Here is a 12,945-nt window from a genome sequence, read left to right on the forward strand (position 1 = left end):
CCGCTCCTACTGGGCCAGGTCGCGGCGCAGCTTGACGGCGTCGCGCAGGTACACGTGCGCGATCTCGTCGCGCGGGCGCTCGAGGTGCGCGTGCATCATCACGCGCACCACCAGCGGGAGCGCGCCGGGCACGTCCATCTCCTGCGCGCACATGAGCGGGACGGCGCCGAAGCCCAGCGCACGGGCGGCGGCCGCCGGGAAGTCGCTGTGGACGTCGGGTGTGCACGTGAAGATCACCGAGATGAGGTCGTCGGTGGAGAGCGAGTTCTCCCGCATCAGCGCCTCGATCAGCTCGATGGTGCGCTCGTGCAGGTGGTCCTTCTCGTCGCGGTCCAGGGTGATGGCGCCACGGATCGCACGGATCGTCATGGCGTCCATCGTATCGGTCGCGGGGGTCCCGTCCGGGCCCCTCCCGGCTACATGCCGGCGGCGTCCATCAGCCGGCCGACGTCCACGGGGCCCAGCTGGCGGACCTCGCCGGGCGCGAGGGTGCCCAGGCGGATCGGGCCGAACTGGGTGCGCACGAGCTCGAGCACGGGGTGGCCCATCTGGTCGAGCATGCGGCGGACGATGCGGTTGCGGCCCTCGTGAAGCTCGACCTGGACGAGCGACGAGTCCTGGGTGACGTCGAGGATGTGGCACGCGGTGGCGCGCACGGGGCCGTCGTCGAGGTCGATGCCCTCCTTGAGGTGCGTGCACAGGTGCTTGGACACGCGGCCCTTCACCTTCGCGACGTACACCTTGGAGACGCCGTGCGTGGGGTGCGCGAGGCGGTTCGCGAGGTCGCCGTCGTTGGTGAGCAGGATCAGCCCGGTGGTCTCCGCGTCGAGGCGGCCCACGTGGAACAGGCGCTCGTCGTACTGCTGGACGAACTGGTCGAGGGCGGGACGTCCCTGCGGGTCGCTCATGGTGCTCACCACGCCGAAGGGCTTGTTGAGCACCACGGTGATGTGGCTCGCGTCGACGGCGATGCGCTCACCGTCGACCTCGATGACGACCTCCTCGGGCACGACGCGCACGCCGAGCTGGTCGACGACCGAGCCGTCGACCTTGACGCGGCCGGCCTCGATGAGGTCCTCGCACTTGCGGCGCGAGCCGACGCCCGCGGAGGCGAGCACCTTCTGGAGGCGGATGCCCTCGGGGCGGTGGATCTCGAGCTCGGCCATCAGCGGCCCTCCCCATCGATATCGGCCAGGTCGGGCAGGTACGGAGCGAGCGGCGGGAGGTCGTCGAGCGTGGACATGCCCATGCGCTCGAGGAACTCCGTCGACGTGCCGTAGAGGACGGCGCCGGAGCTCTCCCCCACCTCGGTGACGAGCCCGCGCGCGGCGAGCGTCTTCATGACGGAGTCGACGTTGACCCCACGGATCTGCGACACCTGGCCGCGGGTGACGGGCTGCCGGTAGGCGACCACGGCGAGGGTCTCGAGCGCCGCCTGCGACAGACGCGCGGACTGGCCCTCCACGATGAAGCGGCCGACCACGTCCGCGAACAGCCGCGACGAGTAGATGCGCCAGCCGCCGTCGACCTCGCGCAGCTCGAAGCCGCGCGGCGCCTCGGGGTCGGCGTACTCGTCGCGCAGGCCCTCGAGAGCCGCCTCGACCTCCGCCACGGGCACCTCGACGGCGGCGGCGAGCTCGGCCGCGGGCACGGGCTCGTCGACGACCATGAGCACGGCCTCGAGCGCGCCTCGCAGGGCTGCTGGGTTCACGACGGCTCCTCACCGGGTGCGGCCGCGATCCCCGCGGCCTCGGAGGCGACGCCCATCGCATCGTCCTCGTCGAACTCCGCCGACACCTCGACGGCGGAGTCGCCTCCGGTCCACCGGACCGTCAGCTCGCCGAGGGAGCGTACCTGATCGAAGGCCACCACGGCCTCCCGGAACAGCTCGAGCAGCGCGAGGAAGCGCGCGACCACCACGCCGGTGCTGCCCGCGTCGCGCACGAGCGAGCGGAACGACACCGCGCCCTCGCGCTGCAGGCGGTGGGTGATGACCGCGGCCTGCTCGCGCACGCTGACGGCCGGGTTGTGCAGATGGGCGATGCTCACGGTCGGCGCCGCCTTGGGCTGCAGCGCGTGCGCCGCGAGCTGCGCGAGCAGCTCGGGCGTCGCGGTCCACACCAGCTCGGGCAGCAGCATCGCGAACTGCGGCTCGAGCGGCACGTCGCGCGGGACCCGCCGGGGCGCGGACAGCATCTCCGCGAAGCCGCCGGCGGCCTGCTTGAAGGCGCGGTACTGGAGCAGCCGCGCGAACAGCAGGTCGCGCGCCTCTAGCAGCTCGAGGTCCTCGACGTCGTCGACCTCGCCCTGCGGCAGCAGGCGCGCGGCCTTGAGGTCGAGCAGCGTCGCCGCGACCACGAGGAACTCGGAGGCCTGCGACAGGTCCCAGTCGTCCTCGCGCTCGGCGATGGTGGCCAGGAACTCGTCGGTCACCCGGGCGAGCGCGACCTCGGTGATCTCGAGCTGGTGCTTCGAGATCAGGCTGAGGAGCAGGTCGAAGGGCCCCTCGAAGTTATCGAGGTGGACCTCGAAGCCCTTCGAGGACTCGGTCGCGACCTCGGCGGTCACGCTAGGCGGCGACCCCGCGCGCCACGAGCTCGCACGCGAGCTGACGGTAGGCCTCGGCGCCGGTGTGCGACGGGGCGAACGTGGTGATGGGCTCCGCGGCGACGGTCGCGTCGGGGAACTTCACGGTGCGGTGGATCATCGTCTCGGTGACGCTGTCGCCGAACGCGTCGCGCACCCGCTCGACGACCTCCTGAGCGTGCAGCGTGCGGCCGTCGTAGAGGGTCGGCACGATCGCGTCGATCGTGAGGCGCGTGTTGAGGCGGTCCTGCACCTTGCGGATCGTGTCGACCAGGAGCTTGACGCCGCGCATCGCGAAGTACTCCGCGGCGAGCGGGATCACCACGCCGTGCGCGGCGACCAGCGCGTTCACGGTGAGCAGGCCGAGCGACGGCTGGCAGTCGATGAGGATCGCGTCGTAGTCGTCCAGCACCGGGCGCAGCGCGCGCGCCAGGGCGCTCTCGCGCGCGACCTCGCCCACCAGCTGCACCTCGGCGGCCGACAGGTCGATGTTCGCGGGCAGCAGGTCGAGCCCGGGCACCTTGGTCTCGAGGATGACGTCGCGGGTGGCGACGCCGGTCTCCATGAGCAGGTTGTAGACCGTGTTCTCGAGCGCGTCCGCGTTGATCCCGAGCGCGGCCGAGGCGGCGCCCTGCGGGTCGAAGTCGATGAGCAGCACCTTGCGCCCGTACTCGGCGAGCGCCGCCGCGAGGTTGACCGACGTGGTGGTCTTGCCCACCCCGCCCTTCTGGTTGCACAGCGCGACGACGCGCGCGGGACCGTGGCTGGGAAGGGGTTCGGGTACGGGGAAGTCGGTCACGCGCCAACCCTACCGCCTGGTCGCAGCCCTGCTCAGCGGGCGCGCGGGTGCGTCGCGGCGTACACCTCGCGGAGCGTGTCGCGGGTCACGAGCGTGTAGATCTGGGTGGTCGTCACGGACGCGTGACCCAGCAGCTCCTGCACCACGCGCACGTCCGCGCCGCCGTTGAGCAGGTGCGTCGCGAACGAGTGCCGCAGCGTGTGCGGCGACACGTCCTCGACGCCCGCGCGCTCGGCGGCCGCCCGCAGGATGGCCCACGCGGACTGGCGCGAGAGCCGCCCGCCGCGGGTGTTGAGGAACAGCGCGGGGGTGCCGCGGCCGGCCTGTGCGAGCGGCCCACGGGCGCGCACGAGGTACGCGTCGAGCGCGTCGACGGCGTAGCCGCCCACGGGCACGATGCGCTCCTTGCGGCCCTTGCCGCGCAGCAGCACGGTCTCCTCGCCCCGGTCGAGCACCACGTCGTCGACGTCGAGCCCCACCGCCTCGGAGATGCGCGCGCCGGTCGCGTAGACGAGCTCGAGCAGCGCGCGGTCCCGCAGCGGGGACGCGCCGTCGCCCATGCCGGCCTGGACGAGGATCCGGTCGACCTCGTCGGTGCTGATCGCCTTGGGCAGGCGCTTGGGGATCGCGCGCGGCTTCACCTGCGCGGACGGGTCCGCGACGGTCCAGCCCTCGAGCACGGCGAAACGGTGCCAGCCGCGCACGGCGACCACGGTGCGGGAGGCCGATGCGGGGGCCAGGGCGCGGCCGCCGTCGTCCCCGGTGCTCACCCCCTGGGCGAACGCGGCCACGTCCTCGCGGGTGACGTCCTTGAGGTCGTCGAGCCCTCGCGTCGCGAGGAACGCCGCGTAGCGGTCGAGGTCCCGGCGGTACGCGGCGACCGTGTTGGGGCTGAGGCCCCGCTCGACGGCGACGTGCGCGAGGTACGCGTCACGCTGCCGGGCGAGCATCGTCAGCGGACCGACAGCACGTCGGTGAGGAACGGGTCGACCATCACTGCGGCGAACACGATCGAGAGGTAGGTGATCGAGTCCCGGAACAGCCGCATCTCGTGCAGCTTCGACTCCCCCGCGCGCGAGCGGCGGTACATGCGGACGCAGCCCGCGAGGAACCAGGCGCCCGCCGCGGCGGCGACGCCGACGTAGACCCAGGTCATGCCGGCCACCCACGCCAGCGCGAGCGACACCGCCACCATCGCGGCGGCGTAGCCGAGCATCTCGACGGCGACCTTCCGCACCGGCGCCACGACGGGCAGCATCGGCACGCGCGCCTGCTCGTAGTCGCCGCGGAACTTCATCGACAGCGGCCAGTAGTGCGGCGGCGTCCAGAAGAAGATGATGAGGAACAGCAGGAACGGCGTCCACGCGAGCTCGTTGGTGACGGCCGCCCAGCCGATGAGCACCGGCATGCAGCCCGCGATGCCGCCCCACACGATGTTCTGCGCGGTACGGCGCTTGAGGATCATCGTGTAGCCGACCACGTAGCCGAGGATCGCGAGCACCGACAGGACCGCCGCGAGCGGCGAGCCCACCACGAACCAGAACCACAGCGTCGAGAGGATCGACAGCGCCCACGCGAACACGAGCGCCCCGCGCTCGGACACGGCGCCCGTGACGAGCGGCCTGCGGCGCGTGCGCTTCATGACGGCGTCGATGTCGCGGTCCAGGTAGCTGTTGAACACCTGGGCGCCGCCGGCCGAGAGCGAGCCGCCGATCAGCGTGCCCGCGAGCAGCCCCAGCGAGGGCCAGCCGTCGGCGGCGAGGACCATGGTGGGGATGGTGGTGACGAGCAGCAGCTCGATGATCCGCGGCTTGGTCAGCGCGACGTACGCGCCGACCGTCGCCAGCACCCGGCGGGGGGCCGCGACGGGCGCGGCGGCATGAGCCTCGGTGGTGGCGATCGGCATGCGGACAAGTGTAACCGCGCGTACCGGGACCAGGGTCCGTGGCAGGCCCGTCCCAGCGCGTGAGATGGCACCGCTCCCAGAAATGTGAACGTACTACAAAGCCGCGCGGCCCGGGTAGGCTGGCCCCCGTACCCGATACCTGTCGAGGGAGACACCTGTGACCATCAACTGGACCGACGTCGACCGCCGCGCCGTCGACACCCTCCGCGTCCTCGCCGCCGACGCCGTCGAGAAGGTGGGCAACGGCCACCCCGGCACGGCCATCTCGCTGGCGCCCGCCGCGTACCTCCTCTTCCAGAACGTCATGAAGCACGACCCGGCCGACTCGAAGTGGCTCGGCCGCGACCGCTTCGTGCTGTCCGCGGGCCACTCGTCGCTCACCCTGTACCTCCAGCTCTTCGCGTCCGGCTACGACCTGACGCTCGAGGACCTCAAGTCGCTGCGCACCGAGGGCTCGCGCACCCCGGGCCACCCCGAGTACGGCCACACCGACGGCGTCGAGATCACGACCGGCCCGCTGGGCACCGGCATCGCCTCCTCCGTCGGCATGGCGATGGCCTCCCGCCGTGAGCGCGGCCTGCTCGACCCCGACGCCGCGCCCGGCACCTCGCCGTTCGACCACCACATCTACGTGATCGCCGGCGACGGCGACCTGCAGGAGGGCGTCTCGCACGAGGCGAGCGCGCTCGCCGGCACGCAGGAGCTCGGCAACCTCATCGTCATCTGGGACGACAACCGCATCTCGATCGAGCACGAGACCGACATCTCGTTCACCGAGGACGTCGTCGCCCGCTACGAGGCGTACGGCTGGCACACCCAGCACGTGTCGTGGGTCACCGAGGACGGCTACCAGGAGGACCCCGCCGCGCTGTACGAGGCGATCCAGGCCGCGAAGGCCGAGACCGGCAAGCCCTCGTTCATCCGCCTCAGCACCATCATCGGCTGGCCCTCGCCTACCAAGCAGAACTCCGGCGGCGTCCACGGCTCCGCGCTCGGCGCCGCCGAGGTCGCGGGCCTCAAGGAGGTGCTCGGCTTCGACCCCGAGCAGAGCTTCGCCGTCGAGCCCGAGGTCCTCGCGCACATGCAGCAGGTCAAGGAGCGCGGCCAGGCCGCCCACTCCGAGTGGAACGCCACCCTGTCGCGCTGGGAGGCCGAGAACCCCGAGCGCGCCGCGCTGCTCGCGCGCCTCGTGACCCGCACCCTCCCCGAGGGCTGGGACGATGCGCTGCCCACCTTCGAGGTCGGCGGCTCGGTCGCGACCCGCTCGGCGTCCGGCAAGGTGCTCACCGCCCTCGCCCCCGTGCTGCCCGAGCTGTGGGGCGGCTCAGCCGACCTCGCCGGCTCGAACAACACCACGATGGACGGCGAGCCGTCGTTCCTGCCCCCGAACCGCGCGACCCACTCGTGGCCGAACGCCGACTGGTACGGCCGCACGCTGCACTTCGGCATCCGCGAGTTCGGCATGGGCACGATCCTCAACGGCATCACCCTGCACGGCCTGACCCGCACGTACGGCGGCACGTTCCTCGTGTTCTCCGACTACATGCGCGCCTCGGTCCGCCTCGCGGCCCTCATGCAGATCCCCACCACGTTCGTGTGGACGCACGACTCGGTGGGCCTCGGCGAGGACGGCCCGACGCACCAGCCGATCGAGCACGTCGCGACGCTGCGCGCGATCCCGGGCCTCGACGTGCTCCGCCCCGCGGACGCCAACGAGACCGCCTTCGCGTGGAAGACGATCCTCGAGACCACCGACCGCCCGTCGGCGATCATCCTCACCCGCCAGAACGTCCCCACCCTCGAGGGCACCTCGGCGGAGGGCGTCGACAAGGGCGCGTACGTGATCGCTGGCGCCGACGAGGACGCCGACGTGCTGCTCCTCGCCACCGGCTCCGAGGTCTCGGTCGCGCTCGGCGCCCGCGAGCTCCTCGCGGCCGAGGGCGTCAAGGCGCGCGTCGTCTCGATGCCGTCGCGTGAGCGCTTCGCCCGCCAGGACGCGGCCTACCAGGAGTCGGTGCTCCCCGCCGCGCTCAAGGCCCGCGTCTCGGTCGAGGCCGGCTCGACGCTCGGCTGGCGCGAGCTGGTCGGCGACGCCGGCCGCATGGTCGGCGTGGACCACTTCGGCGAGTCCGCCTCGGGCGGCCTGCTGCTCAAGAAGTACGGCTTCACCGCGGAGAACGTCGCCGCGCAGGCACGCGAGAGCATCGCCGCCGCCGGCTGACGCACGCCGCACGCACGAAGGGGGTCCCGTCCGCGGGGCCCCCTTCGTCGTCCCCGCCCCCGGCCCGCGCATCGTCCCGCCGCCCGTCTCACCAGATGGCGCCGCCGCATCGTGCCCGCGGAATAGGATGGCGGGAGCATCGACGCCTGACCCGACGTCCCCCCTGGAAGGTCTCAGAGTGAACAATCCCTTGCGCGATCCGCGCGACCGTCGCCTGCCCCGCATCGCCGGCTCGTGCGGACTGGTCATGTTCGGCGTGACGGGCGACCTCGCCCGCAAGAAGCTCATGCCCGCGGTGTACGACCTCGCCAACCGCGGCCTGCTGCCGCCCGCCTTCGCGCTCACCGGCTTCGCGCGGCGCGACTGGGACGAGCAGGACTTCGCAAAGGTGGTCCACGACTCGGTGAAGAAGTACGCGCGCACGCCGTTCCGCGAGGAGACGTGGCAGCAGCTCGCCGAGGGCATCCGCTTCGTGCAGGGCACGTTCGACGACCCGGAGGCGTTCCAGCGCCTGCGCGAGACCGTCGAGGAGCTCGACCGCGAGCGGGGCACCGGCGGCAACCACGCGTTCTACCTGTCGATCCCGCCGTCGGCCTTCCCGCAGGTCATCACGCAGCTGCGCGAGTCGGGCCTGTCGGACCCGCGCGAGGGCACGTGGCGCCGCGTGGTCATCGAGAAGCCGTTCGGCCACGACCTCGAGTCCGCCGAGCAGCTCGACGCGGTGGTCTCCGACGTGTTCCCGCCCGACTCGGTGTTCCGCATCGACCACTACCTGGGCAAGGAGACGGTGCAGAACCTGCTGGCGCTGCGCTTCGCGAACCAGCTGTTCGAGCCCATCTGGAACTCGCAGTACATCGACCACGTGCAGATCACGATGGCCGAGGACATCGGCATCGGGTCGCGCGCCGGCTACTTCGACGGCATCGGCACCGCGCGCGACGTCATCCAGAACCACCTCCTGCAGCTCTTCGCGCTCACCGCGATGGAGGAGCCGGCCAGCTTCGAGGCCGACGACCTCCGCATGGAGAAGGAGAAGGTGCTGCGCTCGACCGTCCTCCCCGAGGACCTGGGCGAGGGCACGGCGCGCGGCCAGTACGCCGCGGGCTGGCGCGGCGGCGAGCAGGTGGGCGGCTTCCTCGACGAGGACGGCATCTCCGCGGACTCGATCACCGAGACCTACGCCGCGATCCGCCTCGAGGTGCCCAACCGGCGCTGGGCCGGCACCCCGTTCTACCTGCGGGCGGGCAAGCGCCTGGGCCGCCGCGTCACCGAGATCGCGCTCGTGTTCAAGAAGGCGCCCTCGCCGCACTTCCAGGAGGTCAGCGGCGGCGACGCCGGCGCGAACGCCCTGGTCATCCGCGTCCAGCCTGACGAGGGTGTGACGCTGCGCTTCGGCTCCAAGGTGCCCGGCACCGCGATGGAGGTGCGCGACGTCACGATGGACTTCGCGTACGGCAACGCGTTCACCGAGAGCTCGCCGGAGGCCTACGAGCGCCTCATCCTCGACGTGCTGCTCGGCGACCCGCCGCTGTTCCCCCGCCAGGAGGAGGTCGCCCTCTCCTGGAAGATCCTCGACCCCATCACCGACTTCTGGTCCACGCAGGGTCAGCCCGAGCCGTACCGCAGCGGCACCTGGGGCCCGGCCAGCTCGGACGCGATGATGGCCCGTGACGGACGTGCCTGGAGGCGCCCATGATCATCGAGATCCCCGACACCACGACCGGCGAGATCAACAAGCGCCTCGTCGACTCGCGCAAGGAGGGCGGCGTCATCACGCTCGCCCGCGTGATGACGCTCGTCATCGACGCGACGGACGCGGACGCGGAGCAGGCGATCGCCACCGCCAACGTGGCCTCGCGCGAGCACCCGTGCCGCATCATCGTCATCGCCCCGGGCAGCGCCGAGGAGGCGCGCCTCGACGCGGAGATCCGCGTGGGCGGCGACGCCGGCGCCTCCGAGGTCATCGTGCTGCGCCCGTCCGGTGCGCAGATCGGCCACGACGACACGCTCGTGACGCCGCTGCTGCTGCCCGACGCCCCCATCGTGGTGTGGTGGCCGGCCGGGGTCCCCGACGACATGGCGGAGTGCTCGCTGGGCCGCATGGCGCAGCGCCGCATCACCGACACCAAGGGCGAGCCGGACCCCGTCGCGACGCTGCTCTCGCTCGCGCAGTGCTACCGCCCGGGCGACACCGACCTCGCGTGGACGCGGCTCACCCGCTGGCGCGCGCTGCTCGCCGTCGCGCTCGAGCAGGTGCCGGACCCGCAGGTCACGCGCGCCCGCATCCACGGCGACACCAACAGCCCGTCGATCTTGCTGCTCGGCGCGTGGCTCAAGCGCGCGCTCGGCTGCGAGGTCGAGGCGGAGTACGACGACTCGGTCGCCGCGCTCCAGAGCATCGTGCTCGAGACGCCGTCCGGGCAGATCTCGATCAGCCGCCCCGACCGCTACAACGCGCGCATCACGCAGCCGGGCCAGCCCGACCACGTGATCGCGCTGCCAGCGCGCTCGCTCGAGGAGGCGCTCGCCGAGGAGCTGCGCCGCCTCGACTCCGACGAGGTCTACGGCGAGGCGCTCGCCTCGTTCACCGCCGAGACGGTGGTGCCGCTGTGAGCGGCGTCTCCGACCACGCGACCCGCGTCGTCGTCCACCCGTCCGCCGAGGCGGTGGCGGACGCGACCGCGGCGCGCCTGCTGGTGACGCTCATCGACACGCTGTCGGTGCAGGACCGCGCCGACGTGGTGGTGACCGGCGGCACCGTCGGCATCGCGACACTCGCCTCGGTCGCGCGCTCCCCCCTGGCGTCCGCCGTCGACTGGACCAGCGTGCACGTGTGGTGGGGCGACGAGCGCTTCGTGCCCGTCGGCGACCCCGACCGCAACGAGGGCCAGGCGCAGGAGACGCTGCTGGGCACGCTGCCGCTGCCGGAGGAGAACATCCACCGGATGGGCGCGTCGTCGGCGTTCGACACGGCCGAGGAGGCCGCCTTCTCGTACGCCGAGGACATCGCCGCCGAGGGCGCGCCGGCCTGGGACGTCCTCATGCTGGGCATGGGCCCCGACGGCCACGTCGCCTCACTGTTCCCTGGCCACCCCGGCTACGCCGAGCGTGGCGCCGAGGCGATCGCGGTGCACGACTCCCCCAAGCCCCCGCCCACGCGCGTCTCGCTCACGCTCGAGTCGATCCGCCGCGCGCGCCGCGTGTGGGTGGTCGCCGCGGGCGCCGCGAAGGCCGACGTGGTCGCCCGCGCGCTGCACGGCGACCTCGAGCTCCCCGCGGCCGCGGTCCGCGGCGCGGACGAGACGCTGTGGCTCGTCGACGCGGAGGCCGTCGCCAAGGTCTAGCCGCCCGTCCCGCTTGACACTGGCAACGGAATCCAGTTCGACACGCCGACGGCCGGCCCCGTTTCGGGGCCGGCCGTCGGCGTGTCGCGTTGAGATCCGTTCCTGGTGTCAGGGGCGGCGGTGGCTCAGTGGCGCTTGCCCATGAGCAGGTCGCGGCCCTCGGCGTCGACGCCCTCACGCGCAGGCAGCTTCTCGCGCACGGTCGAGACGATGCCCTCGATGTCGAACTCGGCGGGCTTGGCGTAGATCTCCTCGCCGTCGGCGCGGAACGTGAAGACGCCCTTGCGGCCCGTCTTGAGGGTCACGCCGGAGAGCGCGTTGCCGAACTCCTCCAGCAGGCGGGTCTGGGCGGCGGTGGCCCGCGGCAGGTAGCCGCACGGCACGCAGTACTCGATCTCGATCTGCATGGTGGATCCTTTCGTTCGTGCTGGGGCCAACGGTAGCGGCGCCTCAGAGATTCCTGCGCCGCCGGCGGTACGGCCGGGACGCGGGTGGACGATGCGCGGGCCGGCGGCCGCGCGCGGAGACGACGAGGGGCCGCTCCCCTGCTGGGGAGCGGCCCCTGTCACGACCGTGTCAGTCGGCGACCGCGAGGTCTCCGCGACGGACCCGCAGCGAGGTCAGCGCCTCATCCAGGAGGGCGGCGCCCTCCTCGTCGCTGCGACGCTCCTTCACGTACGCGAGGTGCGTCTTGTACGGCTCGTTCCGGATCGGCTCCGGCGGGTTGTCCGGGTCCAGGCCACCGGGGAGCCCGCAACGCGGGCAGTCCCACTCGACCGGGATCTCCTGGTCGTCGCCGGTGGCGAAGCTCGGCGAGGTCACGTGACCTCGCGCACAGTAGTAGGAGACGACCTGACGCGGCGCGGATTCGCCCCGCTCGTCCTCTCCCATGGGCCCGGCGCCTACGCGCGAGCCTCGGATGGCGTTGCCCCCTGCCATGGGTACGACCTCCGTCGCCTTGCTAGAGGGAGAACCGGGACATGAGCCCGAGCAGCACGACCACGGCCACCCAGACGATCGCGGTGCCCCACGTGATGCGCGTGAGGTTGCGCTCGCCTACGGCGGACGACTGGACGCCGGACGCGATGCCGCCGCCGAACATGTCCGTGATGCCGCCGCCACGACCGCGGTGGATGAGCACCAGCGCGATGATCAGCAGCGAGGTCACGACGAGCATGACCCACAGGATGGTCTCGAGGATGTCCACTGTTCTCCCAGATGATGGATTGCGCTCACAAGGATACGCGACGCACGGCACCGGGCCGGCCCCTCGAGGGGCCGGCCCGGTGGCGTGTCACATCGCGACGTTGTGCGACTTGAAGCGCGCGATCTTCGAGAACTCCTCGGGGTCGAGCGAGGCGCCGCCGACGAGGCCGCCGTCGACGTCCTCCTCGGCCATGAGCTGCGCGATCGACGACGACTTCACCGAGCCGCCGTAGAGGACGCGGACGCCGTCCGCGAGCTCCTGGTCGTACAGCTCCGCGAGACGGCCGCGGATGGCCGCGCAGACCTCCTGCGCGTCCGCCGGGGTCGCGACCTCGCCGGTGCCGATGGCCCACACGGGCTCGTAGGCGATGACGACGTCCTTGGCCTGCTCGGCGGGGAGGTCCTTGAGCGCGCCGTCGACCTGCGCGAGCGTGTAGGACACGTGCTCGCCGGCCTTGCGGATGTCGAGGCCCTCGCCGACGCAGACGATCGGCACGATGCCGTGTTCGAAGGCGGCCTTCGTCTTGGCCGCGACGACGTCGTCGGTCTCGCCGTGGTACTGGCGGCGCTCGGAGTGGCCGACGGCCACGAACGAGACGCCGAGCTTCGACAGCTGGGTGCCGGAGACCTCGCCGGTGTACGCGCCGGAGGTGTGCTCGGAGATGTCCTGGGCGCCGTACTTGAGCTCGAGCTGGTCGGCGTCGACGAGCGTCTGCACCGAGCGCAGCGAGGTGAACGACGGCAGGACCGCGACCTCGACCTCGGAGAAGTCGTGCTTGGCGTCACGGAGCAGCCAGGCGAGCTTCTGGACGGTGTGCGTCGCCTCGAGGTGGTCGAGGTTGAGCTTCCAGTTGCCGGCGATGAGCGGGGTGCGTGCCATGGG

Annotated in this window: 15 protein-coding genes; 4 read left to right on the plus strand and 11 right to left on the minus strand. The window is 72.1% G+C overall.

Annotation, left to right across the window (positions count from 1 at the left end; all coding sequences use genetic code 11):
- Positions 1–6 precede the first annotated feature (6 nt).
- Genes aroH through AOM02_RS01645 form a run of 7 tightly spaced genes read right to left on the minus strand, consistent with a single transcriptional unit; the run spans position 7 to position 5,291 of the window.
- Complete coding sequence (gene aroH, locus AOM02_RS01615) at positions 7–369, minus strand: chorismate mutase (RefSeq protein ID WP_062296224.1); 363 nt, start codon at positions 367–369, stop codon at positions 7–9.
- 47 nt (positions 370–416) lie between these two features.
- Positions 417–1,166: a pseudouridine synthase gene (locus AOM02_RS01620; protein ID WP_062295945.1), complete on the minus strand. Its 750-nt coding sequence runs from the start codon at positions 1,164–1,166 to the stop codon at positions 417–419.
- A complete protein-coding gene (gene scpB, locus AOM02_RS01625; RefSeq protein WP_062295947.1) occupies positions 1,166–1,711 on the minus strand; it encodes an SMC-Scp complex subunit ScpB in 546 nt (181 codons plus the stop codon). The genes AOM02_RS01620 and scpB overlap by 1 nt, the downstream gene beginning before the upstream one ends.
- Entirely contained in the window at positions 1,708–2,568 is an 861-nt protein-coding gene (locus tag AOM02_RS01630; protein WP_062295948.1) for a segregation and condensation protein A, read from the minus strand. The genes scpB and AOM02_RS01630 overlap by 4 nt, the downstream gene beginning before the upstream one ends.
- 1 nt (position 2,569) lies before the next feature.
- Positions 2,570–3,385, minus strand: coding sequence for a ParA family protein (locus AOM02_RS01635; RefSeq protein WP_062295950.1), 816 nt, complete (start codon positions 3,383–3,385; stop codon positions 2,570–2,572).
- A gap of 32 nt (positions 3,386–3,417) precedes the next feature.
- Positions 3,418–4,335 (minus strand): site-specific tyrosine recombinase XerD, encoded by a 918-nt coding sequence (locus tag AOM02_RS01640; RefSeq protein ID WP_062295953.1) that lies wholly within the window; start codon positions 4,333–4,335, stop codon positions 3,418–3,420.
- A gap of 2 nt (positions 4,336–4,337) precedes the next feature.
- The gene (locus AOM02_RS01645; protein ID WP_082099410.1) at positions 4,338–5,291 is read right to left on the minus strand and encodes a heme o synthase; all 954 of its coding nucleotides are present in this window, start codon (positions 5,289–5,291) and stop codon (positions 4,338–4,340) included.
- Between the two features lie 157 nt (positions 5,292–5,448).
- Between AOM02_RS01645 and tkt the strand changes: the two genes are divergently transcribed.
- The 4 genes from tkt to pgl all read left to right on the plus strand — a co-directional run bounded on the left by tkt (position 5,449) and on the right by pgl (position 10,856).
- Complete coding sequence (gene tkt / locus AOM02_RS01650) at positions 5,449–7,512, plus strand: transketolase (RefSeq protein ID WP_228373748.1); 2,064 nt, start codon at positions 5,449–5,451, stop codon at positions 7,510–7,512.
- Positions 7,513–7,690: 178 nt separating this feature from the next.
- Entirely contained in the window at positions 7,691–9,208 is a 1,518-nt protein-coding gene (zwf, locus tag AOM02_RS01655; protein ID WP_228373749.1) for a glucose-6-phosphate dehydrogenase, read from the plus strand.
- Entirely contained in the window at positions 9,205–10,125 is a 921-nt protein-coding gene (locus AOM02_RS01660) for a glucose-6-phosphate dehydrogenase assembly protein OpcA (protein ID WP_062295959.1), read from the plus strand. The genes zwf and AOM02_RS01660 overlap by 4 nt, the downstream gene beginning before the upstream one ends.
- Positions 10,122–10,856, plus strand: coding sequence for a 6-phosphogluconolactonase (pgl, locus tag AOM02_RS01665; RefSeq protein ID WP_062295961.1), 735 nt, complete (start codon positions 10,122–10,124; stop codon positions 10,854–10,856). Before AOM02_RS01660 ends, pgl begins: the two co-directional genes overlap by 4 nt.
- 125 nt (positions 10,857–10,981) lie before the next feature.
- Here the strand turns inward: pgl and AOM02_RS01670 are convergent, their stop codons facing one another.
- The 4 genes from AOM02_RS01670 to tpiA form a co-directional block, all read right to left on the minus strand.
- Positions 10,982–11,263: a SelT/SelW/SelH family protein gene (locus AOM02_RS01670; protein ID WP_062295963.1), complete on the minus strand. Its 282-nt coding sequence runs from the start codon at positions 11,261–11,263 to the stop codon at positions 10,982–10,984.
- A gap of 169 nt (positions 11,264–11,432) precedes the next feature.
- A complete protein-coding gene (locus tag AOM02_RS01675) occupies positions 11,433–11,795 on the minus strand; it encodes an RNA polymerase-binding protein RbpA (protein WP_062295965.1) in 363 nt (120 codons plus the stop codon).
- 22 nt (positions 11,796–11,817) lie between these two features.
- Positions 11,818–12,063, minus strand: coding sequence for a preprotein translocase subunit SecG (gene secG, locus AOM02_RS01680; RefSeq protein ID WP_062295967.1), 246 nt, complete (start codon positions 12,061–12,063; stop codon positions 11,818–11,820).
- Positions 12,064–12,150: 87 nt separating this feature from the next.
- Entirely contained in the window at positions 12,151–12,942 is a 792-nt protein-coding gene (tpiA, locus tag AOM02_RS01685) for a triose-phosphate isomerase (protein ID WP_062295968.1), read from the minus strand.
- Between the last annotated feature and the right edge of the window lie 3 nt (positions 12,943–12,945).

Origin of the sequence: Demequina maris (assembly GCF_000971155.1) — a bacterium.
Taxonomy (GTDB): domain Bacteria; phylum Actinomycetota; class Actinomycetes; order Actinomycetales; family Demequinaceae; genus Demequina; species Demequina maris.

Excerpts from the sequence above, each read along its gene's own strand:
- aroH (WP_062296224.1), bottom strand. The coding sequence starts at position 369 with ATGACGATCCGTGCGATCCGTGGCGCCATCACCCTGGACCGCGACGAG.
- AOM02_RS01620 (WP_062295945.1), bottom strand. The coding sequence starts at position 1,166 with ATGGCCGAGCTCGAGATCCACCGCCCCGAGGGCATCCGCCTCCAGAAG.
- AOM02_RS01640 (WP_062295953.1), bottom strand. The coding sequence starts at position 4,335 with ATGCTCGCCCGGCAGCGTGACGCGTACCTCGCGCACGTCGCCGTCGAG.
- AOM02_RS01645 (WP_082099410.1), bottom strand. The coding sequence starts at position 5,291 with ATGCCGATCGCCACCACCGAGGCTCATGCCGCCGCGCCCGTCGCGGCC.
- AOM02_RS01660 (WP_062295959.1), top strand. The coding sequence starts at position 9,205 with ATGATCATCGAGATCCCCGACACCACGACCGGCGAGATCAACAAGCGC.
- AOM02_RS01670 (WP_062295963.1), bottom strand. The coding sequence starts at position 11,263 with ATGCAGATCGAGATCGAGTACTGCGTGCCGTGCGGCTACCTGCCGCGG.
- AOM02_RS01675 (WP_062295965.1), bottom strand. The coding sequence starts at position 11,795 with ATGGCAGGGGGCAACGCCATCCGAGGCTCGCGCGTAGGCGCCGGGCCC.
- tpiA (WP_062295968.1), bottom strand. The coding sequence starts at position 12,942 with ATGGCACGCACCCCGCTCATCGCCGGCAACTGGAAGCTCAACCTCGAC.